The sequence below is a fragment of the Sphaerisporangium viridialbum genome, assembly GCF_049674955.1.
Classification (GTDB): domain Bacteria; phylum Actinomycetota; class Actinomycetes; order Streptosporangiales; family Streptosporangiaceae; genus Sphaerisporangium; species Sphaerisporangium viridialbum.
This window is the reverse complement of the sequence record NZ_CP187232.1, coordinates 2,719,602-2,737,656: the sequence shown is the minus strand read 5'-3', so window position 1 is coordinate 2,737,656 and position 18,055 is coordinate 2,719,602. Positions and strand designations below refer to the sequence as shown.

17 protein-coding genes, 1 other RNA gene and 1 pseudogene are annotated in these 18,055 nt (G+C 70.3%); 12 read left to right on the top strand and 7 right to left on the bottom strand.

Annotated features, from left to right (window positions below):
- Positions 1–374 precede the first annotated feature (374 nt).
- The 5 genes and pseudogenes from ACOZ38_RS12110 (at position 375) to ACOZ38_RS12090 (ending at position 5,241) form a co-directional block, all read left to right on the top strand.
- The gene (locus ACOZ38_RS12110; RefSeq protein ID WP_424530433.1) at positions 375–1,643 is read left to right on the top strand and encodes a multicopper oxidase domain-containing protein; all 1,269 of its coding nucleotides are present in this window, start codon (positions 375–377) and stop codon (positions 1,641–1,643) included.
- Between the two features lie 150 nt (positions 1,644–1,793).
- On the top strand, positions 1,794–2,963 hold the full coding sequence (locus ACOZ38_RS12105; protein ID WP_424530432.1) for a multicopper oxidase domain-containing protein: 1,170 nt from the start codon (positions 1,794–1,796) through the stop codon (positions 2,961–2,963).
- Positions 2,964–3,446: 483 nt separating this feature from the next.
- Positions 3,447–4,513 (top strand): annotated as a pseudogene (locus tag ACOZ38_RS12100) (nucleotide pyrophosphatase/phosphodiesterase family protein); the annotation flags it as partial.
- 132 nt (positions 4,514–4,645) lie between these two features.
- On the top strand, positions 4,646–4,885 hold the full coding sequence (locus tag ACOZ38_RS12095; protein WP_424530430.1) for a hypothetical protein: 240 nt from the start codon (positions 4,646–4,648) through the stop codon (positions 4,883–4,885).
- Positions 4,886–5,070: 185 nt separating this feature from the next.
- Complete coding sequence (locus ACOZ38_RS12090; RefSeq protein ID WP_424530428.1) at positions 5,071–5,241, top strand: hypothetical protein; 171 nt, start codon at positions 5,071–5,073, stop codon at positions 5,239–5,241.
- Here ACOZ38_RS12090 and ACOZ38_RS12085 read toward each other — a convergent pair.
- Positions 5,225–6,481: an ROK family protein gene (locus ACOZ38_RS12085; protein WP_424530426.1), complete on the bottom strand. Its 1,257-nt coding sequence runs from the start codon at positions 6,479–6,481 to the stop codon at positions 5,225–5,227. The genes ACOZ38_RS12090 and ACOZ38_RS12085 overlap by 17 nt on opposite strands.
- Before the next feature lie 134 nt (positions 6,482–6,615).
- A complete protein-coding gene (locus tag ACOZ38_RS12080; protein WP_424537210.1) occupies positions 6,616–6,765 on the bottom strand; it encodes a hypothetical protein in 150 nt (49 codons plus the stop codon).
- Between ACOZ38_RS12080 and ACOZ38_RS12075 the strand changes: the two genes are divergently transcribed.
- Entirely contained in the window at positions 6,742–7,374 is a 633-nt protein-coding gene (locus ACOZ38_RS12075; RefSeq protein WP_424536990.1) for a site-specific integrase, read from the top strand. The genes ACOZ38_RS12080 and ACOZ38_RS12075 overlap by 24 nt on opposite strands.
- Positions 7,375–7,451: 77 nt before the next feature.
- Here ACOZ38_RS12075 and rnpB read toward each other — a convergent pair.
- The 4 genes from rnpB to ACOZ38_RS12055 form a co-directional block, all read right to left on the bottom strand.
- An RNA gene (gene rnpB, locus ACOZ38_RS12070) (RNase P RNA component class A) lies at positions 7,452–7,848 on the bottom strand.
- Positions 7,849–7,975: 127 nt separating this feature from the next.
- Positions 7,976–9,274: a bifunctional RNase H/acid phosphatase gene (locus ACOZ38_RS12065; protein WP_424530425.1), complete on the bottom strand. Its 1,299-nt coding sequence runs from the start codon at positions 9,272–9,274 to the stop codon at positions 7,976–7,978.
- Positions 9,271–10,011 (bottom strand): zinc ribbon domain-containing protein, encoded by a 741-nt coding sequence (locus tag ACOZ38_RS12060; protein WP_405146358.1) that lies wholly within the window; start codon positions 10,009–10,011, stop codon positions 9,271–9,273. Before ACOZ38_RS12060 ends, ACOZ38_RS12065 begins: the two co-directional genes overlap by 4 nt.
- On the bottom strand, positions 9,959–10,852 hold the full coding sequence (locus tag ACOZ38_RS12055; protein ID WP_424530423.1) for a Nif3-like dinuclear metal center hexameric protein: 894 nt from the start codon (positions 10,850–10,852) through the stop codon (positions 9,959–9,961). The genes ACOZ38_RS12060 and ACOZ38_RS12055 overlap by 53 nt, the downstream gene beginning before the upstream one ends.
- A gap of 60 nt (positions 10,853–10,912) precedes the next feature.
- On the opposite strand from ACOZ38_RS12055, the gene ACOZ38_RS12050 reads away from it, so the two are divergent.
- The 5 genes from ACOZ38_RS12050 (at position 10,913) to menC (ending at position 16,688) form a co-directional block, all read left to right on the top strand.
- A complete protein-coding gene (locus ACOZ38_RS12050) occupies positions 10,913–12,355 on the top strand; it encodes a flavin-containing monooxygenase (RefSeq protein WP_424530421.1) in 1,443 nt (480 codons plus the stop codon).
- 197 nt (positions 12,356–12,552) lie between these two features.
- Complete coding sequence (locus ACOZ38_RS12045) at positions 12,553–13,620, top strand: dipeptidase (protein WP_424530419.1); 1,068 nt, start codon at positions 12,553–12,555, stop codon at positions 13,618–13,620.
- Positions 13,620–14,720 (top strand): M20/M25/M40 family metallo-hydrolase, encoded by a 1,101-nt coding sequence (locus ACOZ38_RS12040; protein WP_424530417.1) that lies wholly within the window; start codon positions 13,620–13,622, stop codon positions 14,718–14,720. The genes ACOZ38_RS12045 and ACOZ38_RS12040 overlap by 1 nt, the downstream gene beginning before the upstream one ends.
- Positions 14,721–14,742: 22 nt before the next feature.
- On the top strand, positions 14,743–15,585 hold the full coding sequence (locus ACOZ38_RS12035; RefSeq protein ID WP_424530416.1) for a GNAT family N-acetyltransferase: 843 nt from the start codon (positions 14,743–14,745) through the stop codon (positions 15,583–15,585).
- Positions 15,582–16,688, top strand: coding sequence for an o-succinylbenzoate synthase (gene menC, locus ACOZ38_RS12030; protein ID WP_424530415.1), 1,107 nt, complete (start codon positions 15,582–15,584; stop codon positions 16,686–16,688). Before ACOZ38_RS12035 ends, menC begins: the two co-directional genes overlap by 4 nt.
- A gap of 29 nt (positions 16,689–16,717) precedes the next feature.
- Here menC and ACOZ38_RS12025 read toward each other — a convergent pair whose 3' ends face one another.
- Positions 16,718–17,080: a VOC family protein gene (locus ACOZ38_RS12025; protein WP_424530413.1), complete on the bottom strand. Its 363-nt coding sequence runs from the start codon at positions 17,078–17,080 to the stop codon at positions 16,718–16,720.
- 217 nt (positions 17,081–17,297) lie between these two features.
- Between ACOZ38_RS12025 and ACOZ38_RS12020 the strand changes: the two genes are divergently transcribed.
- A complete protein-coding gene (locus tag ACOZ38_RS12020) occupies positions 17,298–17,951 on the top strand; it encodes an SSI family serine proteinase inhibitor (protein WP_424530411.1) in 654 nt (217 codons plus the stop codon).
- Positions 17,952–18,055: the final 104 nt, after the last annotated feature.

The following is an 18,055-nucleotide window of genomic DNA, read 5'->3' as shown; positions in this document are numbered from 1 at the left end:
GTTCCTTCACTGATCGATCACTCCCTGTACCGGCAGTGGTGCCGTGACGTCCTGCATCCTTCCGGGGCCGATAGCAGGCTCCTTGGGCGCTTTGGGTGAAAAGTAACAGTCAGGTGCCACTTCGTCCAGACTCGTGACAAAGTTGTGTGCATCGTTACTATTCATAAGGAGAAATCAAGCAAAAGTCCCTTAAGTATCAACAAAAGTGCCCCTTTACCTGCACAAATCCCTCCCGACCGGCATGCCCCATACTCCGCACGCCGCCTCGAGATCCCACCACCACCACCACGTCGTATCCGCCGACTCGCCGTCGGCATCACGGACCAGCCTCAGCTCGCCGCACCCAGGCGGCCGCCGTCACCGATTGGGGAACCATGACCGAGAAAAGCAGTGACGTGGCGCGACGCCTGTTCTCCCGGCGCGCCTTCACCGCCACCGCGGCGACAGTCGCCGCGATCGCGCCGTTCGCCGTGGCGAGCCAGGCCAACGCGGCACCGCCGGAGAAGGTCGCGGGCAACCCGGACAACGGGCAGGGCGGCGTCCGCCGCATGACTCTCTACGCGGAGAGGCTGCCGAACGGTCAGATGGGCTACGGCCTGGAGCCCGGCAAGGCCACGATCCCCGGACCGCTCATCGAAATGATCGAGGGTGAGACCCTCGAGATCGAGCTGGTCAACAACATGGACGTGACCGTCAGCCTGCACGTGCACGGGGTCGACTACGAATGGAACAGCGACGGCACGCGGATGAACGCCAGCGTGGTGAAGCCGGGAGACCGCCACGTCTACACCTGGCGCACCCACACCCAGACCAACCGCCCGGACGGCACCATCGAATCCGGCAGCGCCGGCTACTGGCACTACCACGACCACGTCGTGGGAACCGAGCACGGCACCGGCGGCATCCGGGCGGGCCTCTACGGGCCGCTGATTGTCCGCCGCAAGAACGACGTGCTGCCGGACAAGACGTTCACCGTCGTCTTCAACGACATGAAGACCAACAACCTCCAGAAGGCACCCGACTTCGTCGCCAAGCTCGGCGAGCGGGTGGAGTTCATCGTGATCACCCACGGTGAGTTCTACCACACGTTCCACATGCACGCGCACCGCTGGGCCGACAACCGCACCGGCCTGCTGCAAGGCGCGAACGACCCGAGCCGGATCATCGACACCAAGATCATGGGACCGGCCGAGTCGTTCGGCTTCCAGGTGATCGCCGGCGAGCGCGTCGGCCCCGGAGCATGGATGTACCACTGCCACGTCCAGAGCCACTCCGACATGGGGATGGCCGGGACCTTCTGGGTGACCGACGCGAACGGGAGCGTGCCGGGCCACCCGGGCGCCGTCGAGCCTGAGGTTCCGCTGACCGTTACCGCCTCGTCCCGCTGCGTGGGCACGTCGGCGTACGTGGCGGTGACGGCCGTCAACGACGGCGCTGTGCCGGCAACCGTGACGTTGACGACCCCCTACGGTGCCAAGACCGTGGCCGACGTGGCCCCGGGCAAGCAGGCGTACCAGTCCTTCAACGCGCGGGCCGGACAGATCGGCGCGGGCAAGGTGACTGTCACGGGAACCGCGACGATCGACGGCAAGCAGGTCACCTCGTCCTACGACGCCACCTACAACGCGATCAGCTGCGGCTGACCGGGCCCTTCGACATCGATCACGCTGCGGCCGTCGGGACCGTTGACGTCGGCCCGGCCCGAAATTCCCAACCCCGGTGACCACCGCGGCTGACCGCTGCCGAACAGCTCTTAAAAGATCGCCAACTTCGTTTCGTTCCGCTAGCCCGGCATGACCCACATCGCGCAGGCCGGCATCGAGATCCCGACACCACACCGTTCAAGCCGACCCGCCGTCGGCTCACGGACGCAGAAGCTCGCCTCACGCGGGTGGGGCACCGTCACCGATTGGGGAACCATGACCGAGAACAGCAGTGACGAGACGCGACGCCTCTTCTCCCGGCGCGCCTTCACCGCCACCGCAGCGACAGCAGCCGCGTCAGCCGCCGCGCTCGCATCGTTCGCCTTGACGAGCCAGGCCAACGCGGCACCGCCGGAGAAGGTCGCGGGCAACCCGGACAACGGGCAGGGCGGCGTCCGCCGCATGACTCTCTACGCGGAGAGGCTGCCGAACGGTCAGATGGGCTACGGCCTGGAGCCCGGCAAGGCCACGATCCCCGGACCGCTCATCGAAATGATCGAGGGTGAGACCCTCGAGATCGAGCTGGTCAACAACATGGACGTGACCGTCAGCCTGCACGTGCACGGGGTCGACTACGAATGGAACAGCGACGGCACGCGGATGAACGCCAGCGTGGTGAAGCCGGGAGACCGCCACGTCTACACCTGGCGCACCCACGCCCCGGGCGACCGCCCGGACGGCACCATTCAGCCCGGCAGCGCCGGCTACTGGCACTACCACGACCACGTCGTGGGAACCGAGCACGGCACCGGCGGCATCCGGGCGGGGCTCTACGGGCCGCTGGTGGTCCGCCGGAAGGGCGACGTGCTGCCGGACAAGACGTTCACCGTCGTCTTCAACGACATGAAGACCAACAACCTCCAGAAGGCACCCGACTTCGTCGCCAAGCTCGGCGAGCGGGTGGAGTTCGTCGTGATCACCCACGGTGAGTTCTTCCACACGTGGCACATGCACGCGCACCGCTGGGCCGACAACCGCACCGGCCTGCTGCAAGGCGCGAACGACCCGAGCCGGATCATCGACACCAAGATCATGGGACCGGCCGAGTCGTTCGGCTTCCAGGTGATCGCCGGCGAGCGCGTCGGCCCCGGAGCATGGATGTACCACTGCCACGTCCAGAGCCACTCCGACATGGGGATGGCCGGGACCTTCTGGGTGACCGACGCGAACGGGAACGTGCCGGGCCACCCGGACGGACCGGGCAGCCACTCGATGGGCGGGGGCATGGACCACTCGAACATGGACCACTCCGGCATGTAACGCTGACGTCGTCTCTCCGCCCCCAGAACCACCACAGAACGACCCAACATAACGGGTATCCCCCTGGACGTGGAACAGCCACGACGGCCCTCAGCTGGGCCATTGATGCTCGTCACTGGCCCAGCTGTTCGCGCACGACGGCCCACGCATGTCCTTACCGGTTAGGTCGGTCGCCATCGCGCGGCTGTTCTGTCGCGAGCAGCGCCGCCGCCTGGCTCACGGTCTTCCACAAAGCCGGGTCTTTCCAATAGCCGGTGTGACTGCCGATGTGGGGGAGTGGCTCGCTGGAGTTGCCCCGGTTCAGTAGACACGTCAGGGCTTTCGGCTACGCGGCAGCATAGCCGTCTTCTTGGATGCTCTTGAGAGCGTGTCGGCGTTCGTACTCGGCGGGGCTGAGCTGGCCATTCGCGGAGTGGCGGCGGCGTTGGTTGTAGTTATGCAGGTGATCGAGTCAAGAGCCCGTTGAGTCCGTGGGACGCGATGCCCGGACTCCGCACGGCCAACGTCTGCTGGTGGTACGCCATGGGAGCGTCCAGCGACTTCCTGGTCACCCCGCGCCCGATCTACCACGCCGACGGCCGCAAGTCGCCGGACTGCTACACGAGGCCGCCGTCGCTCCACGACGACCTGGTCGGCGAGTTGGGGGAGTTCCCCCTGTTCTCCTACTGGGGGGCGAATGCGGGGATCGTCTCGTCGAGGTGGATCATCGGGGCCGCCCGCCGGATCCTCGCCAGGGAGCGGCCCGACCTGATGATGGTCTACGTGCCGCACCTCGACTTCGACCTGCAGCGCTTCGGCCCGGACGGCTCGGAGGCGATCGCGGCGACCAAGACGGTCGACGCCGAACTCGCGCCCCTCCTGCGGGAGGATGCCACCTTCGTTGTGCTCTCCGAGTACGGCATCACCTCGGCGTCCCGCCCCGTCGACGTCAACCGCGTGCTGCGCAGGGAGGGACTGCTCGAGGTCTACACCCGGGCCGGGATGGAGTACCTGGACCCCTGGGCCTCGAGGGCTTTCGCGGTGGCCGATCACCAGATCGCCCACGTGTACGTGCGCGACCGGGCCGACCTGCCCCGCGTCCGCGGCCTGCTCGCCGAGCTGCCGGGCGTGGACGAGGTCCTGGACCAGGAGGGCAAAGCGCGGTACGGCCTCGACCACGAGCGGGCCGGCGACCTCGTCGCCGTCGCCGAGCCGGACGCCTGGTTCACGTACTACTACTGGCTTCCGATGACCGGGCTCCGGACTTCGCCAAGCTTGTGGAGATCCACCGCAAGCCCGGATACGACCCGGCCGAGCTGTTCATGGACCCCGCCGATCCGCTCGTGAAGCTCCGCGCCGCCTCCGCGCTGGCCCGCAAGAAGCTGGGCTTCCGCTACACGATGTCGGTGGTCCCGCTCGACCCGGCGCCGGTCCGGGGCAGCCATGGGCGGCTTCCCGATTCGGCCGCTGACGGGCCGGTGCTGCTCGGCCCGTTCGACGGGGACGCATACGCCGCGACGGAGGTCAAGGGCCTGCTGACCGGTCTGCTCAAGGGGGACATCGCCGGGTGAGTCGGCGGGGTTGAGGATGTACCGAATTCCTATGGCCCCCGAAGACCCCCAGCCCTCGAAAACCCCAGCCATCGGCGCCGCACCGTGGTCAGGTCGCGGCGCCGATGGGCCTATGTGCGGACACTGAAAGGCATGTCTGCTCGACGTCGCGATGCCGCCCGTGTCATCATCCTCGATGAAAACGACCGCGTCCTGGACGACGGCGACGCCTTCGGCGGGCACCGTCGCGGACCCCGTGTATTCGGTGCCGTCGAGCACTCCCGTACCGGTCACTCCGTTGACCGTCACCGGCTCGTCCGCGTGGTTGATGAGGAAGAGATGGTCGCCGGGCCGTACGAGTTCCAGCGTGTCGGGAAGGTTCCGCGGTCGTGACATGCCCGCGCGGAAGAGGGCCTGGGAGATAAGCCCGCGTAGATCGGTGTCGTGCCCCGTCCCCGGCGAGAGCCCGCCGTCGGGCCTGGGGTCGAGGGCCGTGAGCAGGGCCGCCGGAAGATCGCGACGATCACCGGCCCGATGGACACGCCCGGGGCATCCAGCGGCTTGAGGGCTTCGCGGACGTGCTCGGCCGCAAGGCGTCGAAGCGGCTGATCGAGCACGGAGACTGGGCCATGGCGCTCGCGGAGGTGGCCGAGGAGACCGTACGGCTCCTGCTGGAACTCGTTGACGGGGCCGACCACGTGGACCCGGCGATCCTCCCCACTCGTCTCATCGTCAGAGAGTCCGCCTGAGAGCTCCGGAAGGTGCCGCCCGGGCACGTCGGGCGGCGGACGAACAGAGACAGACGGGCAGATCAGGCGGCAGGAAGACGTGGTCGCTGATCAGCCGGGTGGCCCCGATGACGCCGGCCGTCCCGCCAAGATCGGACAAGACGATGGGTAGGTTGCCGGTCGCCAGCGGCAGGGACCGCTGGTAGACGAGGCTGCGGATCTCCGCGAGCAGCCTGTGGCCCAGCCCGGCCACCCCACCTGCGATGATGACGAGGCCCGGATTGAAGAAGCTCACGAGCCCGGCGAGCACGGTGCCGACCTGACGGCCCCCTTCACGGATCATCCGCACCGCGAGGGCGTCGCCCATGGCCGCCGCCGCGGCGACGTCCTCCGCCGTGAGCGCGCCTTTTTCGGCGAGCCACTCGGCCAGGAACGCAGAGCGGCCGGACTGCGCCGCCACCAGGGCGTCGCGGGCCAGCGCCGCCCCGCTGAAGTACGCTTCCAGGCAGCCGGTGTTGCCGCAGGCGCAGGTGGGACCGTGATCGTTCACCCGGATGTGGCCTATGTCGCCTGCGCTGCCGGACACCCCGCGGTAGATCTCGCCGTGCACCACGATTCCGCACCCGATGCCGGTGCCGATCTTCACGAGCAGGAAGTCGTCGACCGACCTCGCGAGCCCGGCGTGCAGCTCGCCGAGAGCCATGATGTTCACATCGTTGTCCACGAGCACGGGGCAGCCGAGCTCCTGGCTCGTTGCCTCCCGGACGGGGAAGCGGTCCCAGCCGGGCATGATCGGGGGTGCGATCGGCGTTCCGTCCCGGAAGCTCACCGGCCCGGGGACCCCGATGCCGGCCCCGTGGATCTCGGTGGCCGTTCCGTTGGCCCGCAACTTGCCGACCAGTTCCATGGCCTGGTCAAGCACAGCAGCGGGGCCGTCGCGCACATCCGTCGGCCTCGACAGGCGGGCCAGCACCTCGAGCTCGCCGTTCGTCACCGCCACATCGATCGACGTGGCTCCGATGTCGATGCCGACGAAGCGCAGGTGCGAGGCGATGCGCACGATGCCAGATCGCCGGCCACCCCGTGAGGCGGCGAGGCCGCCGGATTCCACCAGTCCCAGGGTCGCGAGCCGGTCGAGCTCCAGGGCCAGCTTGGAGCGGGAGAGCTGGACCAAATCACCGAGCTCGGCGCGCGAGCGAGCACCGTCTTCGCGCAGCAGGCGCAGCAGCCGTGCTTGGTGCACGTTTTCGGGGCGAGCCATCATTCGCTTCGCGCCGCCCTCCAGGTCAGAAGTCGTTACGTGCCGAGGATATCTCTACTTTTGCTCAGCTGATCCTGGCTTTGTTATTTGAAATAACCACTTTTATCCCTTTATGGACAAAGCCCCATGCTCCATCAGGCGCGGATGCGCAGGCCACGCGGGGTCGGGTGGAACCCCGCCGCCTCCAGGGCCGCCGCCAGCGGCGAGTCCGCGATGGCGGTCCCGTTGGCCCGTTCCACGGTCAGCTTCCCCAGAGCGCCCTGCCGCACGGCCGTCGCCCGCATGGTCCGGCCACGGCAGGGCCGCGCCGTACAGGTTGGCCGGATCCGCCGCGGCCAGGACCACCCGACTACGCGCCGCTGGTCCTCCTGGGGGCCGCGGCTGGCCTCCGGCAAGGGGAAGCGCTCGGCCTGGCCATCGACCGGATCGACTTCACCGAGGGCATGCTGACGGTGGACCAACAGGTCGTGGTGATCGACCGGCGTCCGATGCTGGCCCCGCCGAAGACGAGGGCGTCCATCCGCGACGTCCCGGTACCGGCCGTCCTCGCCGACGCGCTGGCCGAGCACATCGACCGGCACAAGCCCGAGGATGTGCTGTTCCGGACGACCCGCGGCAATCTGATCCGGCGTGACTACTTCAACGCCGACATCTTGAAGCCCGCGATCCTCGCGGCCGGAGTGCCGGCCGACATGACGTTCCACGATCTGCGGCACACCTTCGCCAGTACGGCGCTCGCCGAGGGCGTGCCCATCTCCGAGGTGTCACGGTGGCTCGGGCACGAGTCCATCACCACGACCGTGGACCTGTACGGGCATCTCGTTCCGGAGGCGTCCAATCGGGCTCGCACGGCGTTGGACAACGCCTTCGCCGCGGTGTCCGGGCTCACCTGAATGTGCCCCCAATGTGCCCTCTGGCCGCTTCGATCTTGCCTGGCAGGGGCTTCATCGCAGGTCAGAGGTGGATGGGGCGGACGAGTCGGCCTATAGGCCGGGTTTTGTCCTTTGCTTGCGCAAAGGGGCGACCATCCATCTAGGACCGCCGTTGCCGGCGGCCTCAAGCGGTCTACCCGCGCGACTCGGGCGGGTCACCCTCGAACGCCGCGCGCGAGATCCTCCAGGGGAGGATCCCTTCTTGACCTTGCTCCAGGTGGGGTTTACCGAGCCGCCCACGTCACCGTGGGCGCTGGTGGTCTCTTACACCACCGTTTCACCCTTACCTCCCCCGATCGGGGAGGCGGTCTGTTTTCTGTGGCACTGTCCCGCGGGTCACCCCGGGTCGGCGTTACCGACCACCTTGCCCTGTGGAGCCCGGACCTTCCTCGGCAGGGCTTCGAAAAGCCCCAACGCGGTCGCCCGGCCGACTCGTCCGCTGTGTCTCCAGTTTAACGGATCACAAGTCGCCTTTGATCCAGCGGCAAACCCCACCAGGTCTGATAGGAGGCGTACGGCGGTGGCCCGAGCCCCCGCGGTCACCGCCGTGCACCACGCGAGATCAGCGAAGGTGTGCCGTGTCGTTGAGTGCGGTGACCAGCTCCGGGCCGTCGGGGAAGTAGTCGACCGACGACAGGGACGCCACGTCGAGATGCATGCGGTAGAGCGCGTCCGGGGGCGCCAGCAGCGCGAAGCGCAGCAACAGCTTGATCGGTGTCACGTGCGAGACGACCAGGACGGTCTTGCCGCCGTGTTCGAGCAGGAGCCTGTCTTTGGCCTCCCCGACCCGGAGCGCCGCCTGCTCGAAGCTCTCACCGCCGGGCGGGGCCACGGAGGGGTCGGCGAGCCAGGCGGCCAGCTCGTCCGGCCAATGGCGCTGGATCTCGGTGAACGTGTGGCCTTCCCATGCGCCGAAGTCGACCTCGCGCAGCCCCTCGTCGGCGGTGGTCTTGAGCCCGGCGCGCGAGGCGACGGCCTCACCCGTCTGGCGGGCGCGCCGGAGCGGGGAGGTGACGATCACGTCGATCTCGTACGGCTTGCGGGACAGCCGGGCGGCGGCGGCCTCGGCCTGGGCGATGCCCTTGAGGGTCAGCTCGGGATCGCCGATGCCTGAGAACCGGCGCTCGACGGAGAACGACGTCTCCCCGTGACGGAGCAGCAGCAACGACGTGGCCGTCCTGGCCGCTCCCATCCAACCGCTACCGCGCTGCGGCGCGGTGACGAGCGTCGCCTCGGCGGAGGGCTCCGACGCGGAGTCGAGGGGGGCGACGGAGCTCACGGCCGATGGCTCTGTGGAGGTGGGGCCGAGATCGAAGAGGGGCTCGTGGGCGACCGCGGGAGACGAAGCGACCGTAGAAGTGGAAGGCGCCTCCGGAGATGACGCCGCCCCAGAAGTAGAAGGCGGCCCCAGAGGGGAAGTGGGCAAGGGAAGGGGGGTGCCCTGCCACTTGGTGCCGCGGGCGGCGGCGTCCATGGCCTCGTTGGCGAGGCGGTCGGCGTCGCGGTTGCGCTCTCGCGGGATCCACTTCCAGCTCACGCGAAGGCGCCGCGCGAGGTCGGCCGCCTCCATCGCGAGCGGCCGCAAACCCTCGTTCTTGATCTTCCACCGGCCGGCCATCTGCTCGATGACCAGCTTGGAGTCCATCCGGACCTCGACCATGGCGCCGTCGCCCCCGAGGGCGAGCGCCGACCGAAGGCCGGCGATCAGGCCCTGGTACTCGGCGACGTTGTTGGTCGCGACCCCGAGCGCGTCGGCCGCCTCGGCCAGCACCTGCCCGTCGGGGTCCTTGACGACGGCGCCGTATCCGGCGGGGCCTGGATTGCCCCGGGAGCCGCCGTCGGCCTCGATGACGAGCTTCACAGGCCGGACTCGGGGGTGCGGACGAGGATCCTGCGGCACTCCTCGCAGCGGACCACCTCGTCCGCGGCGGCGGCCCTGATGCGGTTGAGGTCGGCGATCGACAGGGAGACCTTGCAGCCCTGGCACCGCCCGCCCTGCAGCATGGCCGCGCCGACGGTGTACTGCCCGCGCAGCTTCTCGTACAGGGCGAGCAGGTCGGCGGGGATGTCGGCGGTGATGCCTCCGCGCTTCCCCTTGGCCTCCTCGCTCTCCTTGTCGAGGGCGCCGAGCGCGACGTCGCGCTTCTCCTCCAGCGTGGACAGGCCGGAGCCGATCTCGGCGCGCTCGGCCGTGAGCCGGGCGACCTGGGCGTCCGCCGCCTCCTTGCGCTCCATGATCTCCAGCACCACGTCCTCCAGGTCGGCCTGGCGGCGGTGGAGCGAGGCGATCTCGGACTGGAGGTTGGAGAGATCCTTGGGAGAGGAGACCTGGCCGGAGTCGAGGCGCTTCTGATCGCGCTCGGCGCGCACCCGCACCGCGTCGACGTCGGACTCGGCCTTGGTCTGCTCCCTCGCGAGGTCGCCGGTCTCGGTCTCCGCCGCGATCACCTCGGTGGCGAGCCGGGCCAGCTTCGCCGAACGCTCGTCGATCTCGGCGAGCTCGGGCAGCGTGCGGCGGCGATGCGCCAGCCGGTCGAGGACGGCGTCAAGCTCGGCCAGCTCGAGCAGACGCTTCTGTGCTTCCGGGGCTGCTTTCACTTAATTCCTCGCACTGTGCTGTTGTCGTCCAGGCGTCCGTGACCGTCTCGGAGACGCGCGTCTCAACACTAATCCCCCTGGCGGCCAACCCTGACGCGAGAAGCTCCGCGGCCTGGGGCAGCCAGGGCCATTCGGTGGCCCAGTGGGCCGCGTCGATCAGCGCGGGACCGCCCGAGAACGCCCCGGACTCCATGAACTCGCTTGCCGGATGGTGCCTGAGGTCGGCGGTCAGGAAGACGTCGGCGGCACGAGCCGTACCGAGCAGGGAGTCGCCCGCGCCGCCGCTGACCGCGACCGTGCGGACCACGCGGGACGGGTCGCCGGCGACCCGCAGGCCCCACGCGGTGCGCGGCAGCCCCCGGGCGGCCTGGGCGGCGAACTCCTGGAGGGTGAGGGGCTCCTCCAGCTCACCGACGCGGCCGAGGCCCCGGCGCGGGTCGTCCGGTGAGGGACGCAGCGGGCGCAGCTCTCCGGAGAGCCCTACCGCCCTGGCCAGGGCGTCGGAGACGCCGGGATCGGCCACGTCGGCGTTGGTGTGGGCGGTGTAGAGGGCCATGTCGTGCTTGATCAGCCGGTGGATCAGCGCGCCCTTGACCGTGTCGGCCGCGACGGTGGTCGTACCCCGCAGGTAGAGGGGGTGGTGGGTGACGATCAGGTCGGCGCCCCAGGCCACCGCCTCGTCGGCGACGCTCGCCACAGGATCGACCGCAAACAGGATCTTGCCTACGGGTTGCGCCGGATCTCCGCAAACCAGGCCCACAGCGTCCCAGGCCTCCGCCCAAGCCGGGTCATACGCCGATTCAAGTTCCGCGATGATCGCGGACAACGCCGTTGGGGACACGTGCGCAGACTATCGCCACGATCTACCGTAAGTACGTCCTGACACCCGGAGGGCTGGCGAATGGCACCAACGGTAGCGATCATTGGGGCGGGCTTCGGCGGGCTGTGCATGGGGATCCAGCTCCAGAGGGCCGGGATATCCACTTACACCATCTTCGAGAAGGCTGGCCGCGTCGGCGGCACCTGGCGGGACAACACCTACCCGGGAGCCGCCTGCGACGTGCCCTCCCACCTGTACTCCTACTCGTTCGAGCAGCGTCACGACTGGACGCGCCGCTACCCCCGCCAGCGCGAGATCCTCGCCTACCTGGAGCACTGCGCCCGCAAGTACGGCCTGCGCCCCCACCTGCGGCTGAACACCGAGGTGACGGCCGCCGTGTTCGACGCGTCGGTGAACCGCTGGCGGGTGACGACGGCGGACGGGCAGGAGGAGCCGTTCGACGTGGTCGTCTCCGGCGTGGGCCAGCTGAACCGCCCCCGCCTGCCCGACTTTCCGGGTATGTCCTCCTACGAGGGCACCGCCTTCCACTCCGCCCGCTGGGACCACGACCACGACCTCACCGGCCGCCGTGTCGCCGTGATCGGCAACGGCTCCTCGGCCGCGCAGATCATCCCGCGCGTCGCCCGCGTCGCCGGCCACCTGGACGTCTACCAGCGCACGCCCAACTGGGTCATCCCCAAGGCCGACGGGGCGTACAGCCCGCGCGAACGGCTGGCGTTCCAGCGCGTGCCGCTTCTCCTCGCGGCCGACCGCGAGCGGATCTTCCGGTTCATCGAGGGCCTGGTGTTCCCCGTGCTCGTCGGGGGCTGGAGCCGGCGGCTGATCGTCAAGCGCGCCACGGACCACCTGAGGCAGCAGGTCGAGGACCCGGCGCTCCGCGCCAAGCTGACCCCCGCCTACCCGATCGGCTGCAGGCGCATCGTGATCGACAGTGACTTCTACCCGGCGCTCACCCAGCCCAACGTCGACCTCGTCACCGAGCCGATCGCCCGCGTCGTCCCGCACGGCATCGAGACCGCCGGTGGCACCGTCCGCGAGGCCGACACGATCGTCTACGCGACCGGCTTCCAGACGACGGACTTCCTGGCCCCCATCGAGATCACGGGGAGGGAGGGCCGCAGGCTGCACGACGTGTGGAAGGGCGGCGCCGAGGCCTACCTGGGCGTCGCCGTGCCGTACTTCCCGAACCTCTTCCTGCTGTACGGGCCGAACACCAACCTCGGCCACAACTCGATCGTCCTGATGATCGAGTCGCAGGTCCGCTACATCATGGGCTGCCTGCCGCTGCTGTCCGCGCGCGGACCGATGGAGGTGCGCCCGGCCGCCATGGACGCCTGGCGCCGGGCTCTCGACCAGGCCATGGCCCGCACGGTCTGGGAGGCGAGCTGCCACAGCTGGTACAAGAACGCCGCCGGGCGGGTGACCAACAACTGGCCCAGGCCGGCGACGGTGTACCGCAGGATCACGCGGGCTCCCCACCCCGGGGCGTACACCTTCGGCTGACCGGCTCCTGCCGCCCAGGCCCCGGGACCTGGGGCCTGGGGCCTTGGATTTCGATTTGCACCGCGTGCGTATACGGTCGAATGAAACCGGACACTCGGGGTGAACAAGGTGCCCCTTCCGGACGGCCGACTTCCGCGTCGCGGGCCTGACGCGTGGGAAGGACCGCTGGCGAGGTCCGCGGCGAGAGGAGCCCGTACGTGTTCGCAGACCTGCATCAGGACGCGATCGTGGCAGACACCCACAACGACCTCCTGATGGCGGTCTCGGCGAGGCCGCCGGAGATGTGGGCGTCGTTCTTCCGGGAGCGGTGGCTGCCCCAGCTCCGCGAGGGCGGCGTCGACGTGCAGGTCCTGCCGGTCTTCATCGACAGCCAGTACCGCCCGGAGGGCGCGCTCCGCCAGACCCTGCGGATGATCGAGTGCGCCCACGTGCTGGCCGAGGGCAACCCCGGCGAGGTCAGCATCTGCTACGACGGGCAGCAGGTCGACGAGGCGCTCGCCCTCGGCAGGATCGCCCTGGTCATCGCCCTTGAGAGCATGCCTGGCCTGGACGCGAGCGTGGAGCTGCTTCCCACCCTGTTCCGGCTGGGCGTCCGCGTCGCCTCCATCGCCCACTGGGGACGCACCCCGCTCGCCGACGGCAGCGGGGAGGACGCCACCGGCAGCCGTCTCACCGCGTACGGCGTCGCGGCTCTCCAGGAGATGGAACGGCTCGGCATGATCTTCGACATCTCCCACCTGGGAGCGTCGGGCGTGGCGCACGTGCTGGAGATCGCCACGCGGCCGGTCATCGCGACGCACTCCTCGGCGCGGGCCCTGCGCGACCACCACCGCAACCTCACCGACGAGCAGCTGCGCGCGGTCGCCGCGGGCGGCGGCGTCGTCTGCGTGAACTTCCTCGCGGCGTTCCTGTCGGAGAAGCCCGAGGGCTACACCGTGGAACGGCTGGCCGACCACATCCTGCACATCGCGGACGTCGCCGGCCTCGACCACGTCGGCCTCGGGCCGGACTTCATGAGGGAGGTCATGGTCGACCTCACCCCGCCCTGCTGCGAGGGGTTCGGCCCCAGCGGCATCGACTCCCGGGCGGCGATTCCCGGGCTCGACGGGCCGGGCGGCATGCCCCTGGTCACCGAGCAGCTGCTCAAGCGCGGCCTGGACGAGCAGGACATCCGCAAGGTCCTCGGCGGCAACGTGATGCGGCTGTTCCGCTCGGAACTGGGACGGCCCGCGCCGGAGATCGCCGAGCCAGGGCTCGTCAGGTGATGCCCGGCGACCTTCCGGTCATGCTGGACGACCTGGAGGAGCTCGTCCTGCGCGAGTCCTTCTCCTCCGACCACGACGCGGTCGCCGCCAGCGCCTCGGTGGTCGCCGCCCTCGGCGCCCGGCATCTCGGCGTGCCGCCCGAGCCGATCGTGCTCGGCGGGGTCACGCACCTGCGCTGGAGCTTCGGCACGCCACGCGTCCTGCTCCTCGGCCACCACGACACCGTCTGGCCGATCGGGTCGCTGCGCGCGCACCCGTGGGCGGTCACCGGCGGTGTCGCCCGGGGACCGGGGGTGTTCGACATGAAGGCCGGCCTGGTCCAGATGTTCCACGCCCTGCGCTCGCTCGCGTCGGTGGACGGGGTGTGCGTGCTGGTGACGGGCGACGAGGAGCTGGGCTCGCCCACCTCGCGAGCGCTCATCGAGCAGAGCGCCCGGGACTGCGCGGCCGCGCTCGTCCTTGAGGCGAGCGCCGACGGCGGCGCGCTGAAGACCGCGCGCAAGGGCGTCTCCCGGTACGAGGTGGCCGTGCACGGCATGGCGGCCCACGCGGGCCTGGAACCCGAGAAGGGGGCGAACGCCGGGGTCGAGCTGGCCCACCAGGTGCTCGCCATCGCGGCGATGTCCGGCCCGGACGGCTCGACGACCGTGACCCCGACCGTGATGAGCGCGGGCACCAGCACCAACACCGTGCCGGCGGAGGCGGCCGTCGCCGTGGACGTGCGCGCGGCCGAGCAGGCGGCGCAGGCCCGCGTGGACGAGCGGATGCGCGCGCTGGCGCCGAGGCTGCCCGGCACGCGCCTCACGGTGACGGGCGGGCCGAACCGGCCGCCGATGGACGCCGCCTCCTCGTCCGCCCTGTTCAAGCTGGCCGAGCAGGCCGCCGCCGAGCTGGGGATCGGCCCGCTGCGCGGTGTGGCCGTGGGCGGCGGCTCGGACGGCAACTTCACGGCCGGCGTCGGGTGCCCCACGCTGGACGGCCTCGGCGCGGTGGGCGGCGGGGCCCACGCGGCGCACGAGCACGTGATCGTCGAGGAGATGCCCCGCCGGGCGGCCCTGCTGGCCAGGCTGGTCCATTTGATCCTGGAAGGCCGGCGGTGACAGGCCGGCGCGGGAGCGGGCCGTGACCCCGCCGGCCCCGGCGTCGCTCGCGGAGGCGGCCGACGGGCAGTGGCGGGCCGCCGCCCGGCACTGCGGGGTGGAGGTGCGCGAGCTTCACGAGATCCCCGAGTTCGAGCTGGTCTACCGGCTGTACGACGAGATCTGGCATCCGGAGCCGGTGAACGTCCCGATGAGCGTGGAGCTGATGCGCGCGCTGTCCCACAGCGGCAACTACGTGGCGGGGGCCTTCGAGGGCGCCACGCTGGTCGGCGCGAGCGTCGGCTTCCTCGCCGGTCCCCCCGGCACCGCCCTGCACTCCCATGTCACCGGCAGCCTGATGGGACGCGGCATCGGGTTCGCCCTGAAACTCCACCAGCGCGCCTGGGCGCTGTCGCGGGGGCTCGGCCAGATCTCCTGGACCTATGATCCACTGGTGCGCCGCAACGCCTACTTCAACATCGCCAAGCTCGGCGCCCGCCCCGAGCAGTACCTTCCGTGCTTCTACGGGGCCATGGAGGACGTGATCAACGCCGGTGACGAGTCCGACCGGCTGCTGGCGGTGTGGCGGCTGACCGAGCCGCACGTGCTGGCGGCGTGCGCGCGCACGGCACGTCCGGCGCGGCCCCCGGAGGGGGCCGTGGTCGCGCTGTCCGCCAGAGGCGATCGTCCCGCGGTCGGGCGCGAGGACGGCCAGGTGCTCCTGGTCGGCACGCCCGAGGACATCGAGGGGCTCCGGCCGGCCGACCCGGCCGCCGCCAAGGCGTGGCGCCACGCGATGCGCGACGTGCTCGGGGGTCTGATCGACGGCGGGGCGCGCGTCACCGGTTTCACCACCGACGGCCACTACATCCTGGAGCGAGCGTGAAGATCACCGGAGTCGAGCTGCGCAGGATCGCGATGCCGCTGGTCGCGCCGTTCCGTACCTCGTTCGGCACCGAGACCGAGCGGGACGTGCTGCTGGTCAGGGTGGTCACCCCCGAGGCCGAGGGGTGGGGCGAGTGTGTGGCGATGTCCGAGCCGCTGTACTCCTCGGAGTACGTCGACGGCGCCGCCGAGGTGATGCGCCGCTTCCTGATCCCCGCGCTGACCGCCCTGCCGAGCCTGGACGCGTACGCCGTGGGGCGGGCGCTCGAGCCCTTCAAGGGCCACCGGATGGCCAAGGCGGCGCTGGAGACCGCCGTGCTCGACGCCGAGCTGCGCGCGGCCGGCAGGTCGTTCGGCGGCTTCCTCGGCGCCTCCCGCGACCGGGTGCCCTGCGGGGTGTCGGTCGGCATCATGGACTCGATCCCGCAGCTGCTCGACGCGGTGGCCGGCTACCTGGACGAGGGCTACATCCGGGTGAAGATCAAGATCCAGCCGGGGTGGGACGTGGCGCCCGTGCGCGCGGTGCGGGAGCGCTTCGGCGACGACCTGCCGCTGCAGGTGGACGCCAACGCGGCCTACACCCTGGTGGACGCCCCGCACCTGGCGAAGCTCGACGACTACGGCCTGCTGCTGATCGAGCAGCCGCTGGCCGACGACGACCTGGTGCAGCACGCGGCCCTCGCCAAGCGGCTGAGGACTCCGGTGTGCCTGGACGAGTCGATCGAGTCGGCCGCGCACGCCGCCGCCGCGATCTCGCTCGGGTCGTGCTCCATCATCAACGTCAAGCCCGGCCGGGTGGGCGGGTACATCGAGGCGCGGCGCATCCACGACCTGTGCCGGGCGCACGGGGTCTCGGTGTGGTGCGGCGGCATGCTGGAGACCGGCCTCGGCCGGGCCGCCAACGTCGCGCTGGCCGCGCTGCCGGGCTTCACCCTGCCGGGCGACACCTCGGGGTCGAGCCGGTACTACGCCACCGACATCACCGAGCCGTTCGTCCTGCGGGACGGCCACCTGCCCGTGCCCACCGGCCCGGGCCTCGGCGTGGAACCCGTGCCGGACATCCTGGACAAGGTCACCACCTCCAGGGAGTGGATCGCCGCCTGAGCCCCGGACCATGCCGCCCGAACCCCGGACTATTCGGATATGAACAGGCAGAACGGGTGCCCGGCGGGATCGAGGTAGACCCGCACGTCGTCCTGAGGCTGAAACTCCGCGAGGACCGCGCCCGAGGCCACCGCGTGGGCTCCCGCGACGTCGAGGTCGTCGACGAGGATGTCGAGGTGGACCATCATCTGCTGGTCGCCGGGGCCGGCCGGCCAGGCGGGCCTGGCATACGCCGTCTCGGTCTGGAACGACAGCCCCGGCCCGCCGTCGGGCGCGCGCAGCTTCACCCAGTCGGGCTCATCGCTCTGCACCTGCCAGCCGAGCAGCCGGCGGTAGAACGCCGCCAGCTCCTGTGCGTCGGGTGAGTCGAGCACGACGCCCGACAGAGTCATTCGTGGCCGCTGGATCACATCGCCTCCCTGGTCGCTCCGACGGCCAACCCTAGGCAACGGGTCCGACAGATTTCCTCCAGCACTCCCCTGAGGCCACCGCGCGGCCCCCGTCCCGTGGTGGGCCGCCGGAAACGGAGCACGCTCGCACGGCGGCGGGGGCTCCAGATATCGCATAGAGAAATCGCATGGTCAGAGCGTCGGTCACCGTTCTGAGCGGGTGGGCGCGGGAGGCTGTAGTTCGCTCATCGTCATACGTGATCGGGGGATTCACTTGCGACGTATTGCCACTGGTCTGAGCTGTCTGGCCTTGGTCCTCGGCGCGGCCGTCGCCGCGGGTCCGGCGGCCGGCGCCTCTTCGGCCTGGGATCCGCCACCCGGCGCTCCCGCCCTGGGAGACCAGCCCTGGAATGGGCCGACACCGCCACCGGCACCCCACATCTGGCCGATACCGACACCGCCCCCGGGACCCGACCCCGGGCCACCACCGGCGCCGCACATCAAGCCACCGCCGGAACCCCACATCGGTCCAGGCCCGGGCCCGGGTGGGTCGCCTGATCGGCGCGCCAGGACGCTGGTCCTGACCAGGCACCGCGGTGCCACGCCGCTTCCGGCCGACCGCGTCGTGACCCTGCGATGCTCGCCTCCCGGAGGGACGCACCCCTCGGCGGCGAGCGCCTGCCGCGCGCTCATCGGGGTCGGAGGCGATCCGAGCAGGCTGGACCTGTCGCCGGGGATCCACTGCCCGAGGATCTACAATCCCGTGACGGTCACCGCCGTCGGCAGCTGGGACGGCCGCCGCATCACGGTGCGCCACACCTACGGCAACCCGTGCACCCTGCGAGCTCACACAGGCCCGGTTTACGACTTCTGACACATCCACAAGCAGAGGAGGAGGGCCCCGGCCGGCCGCCGGGGCCCTCCTCGTCCGAGGGGACGAGTGAGATCGGGCGTACAGGTCATCCCTCTGTTCCGCCG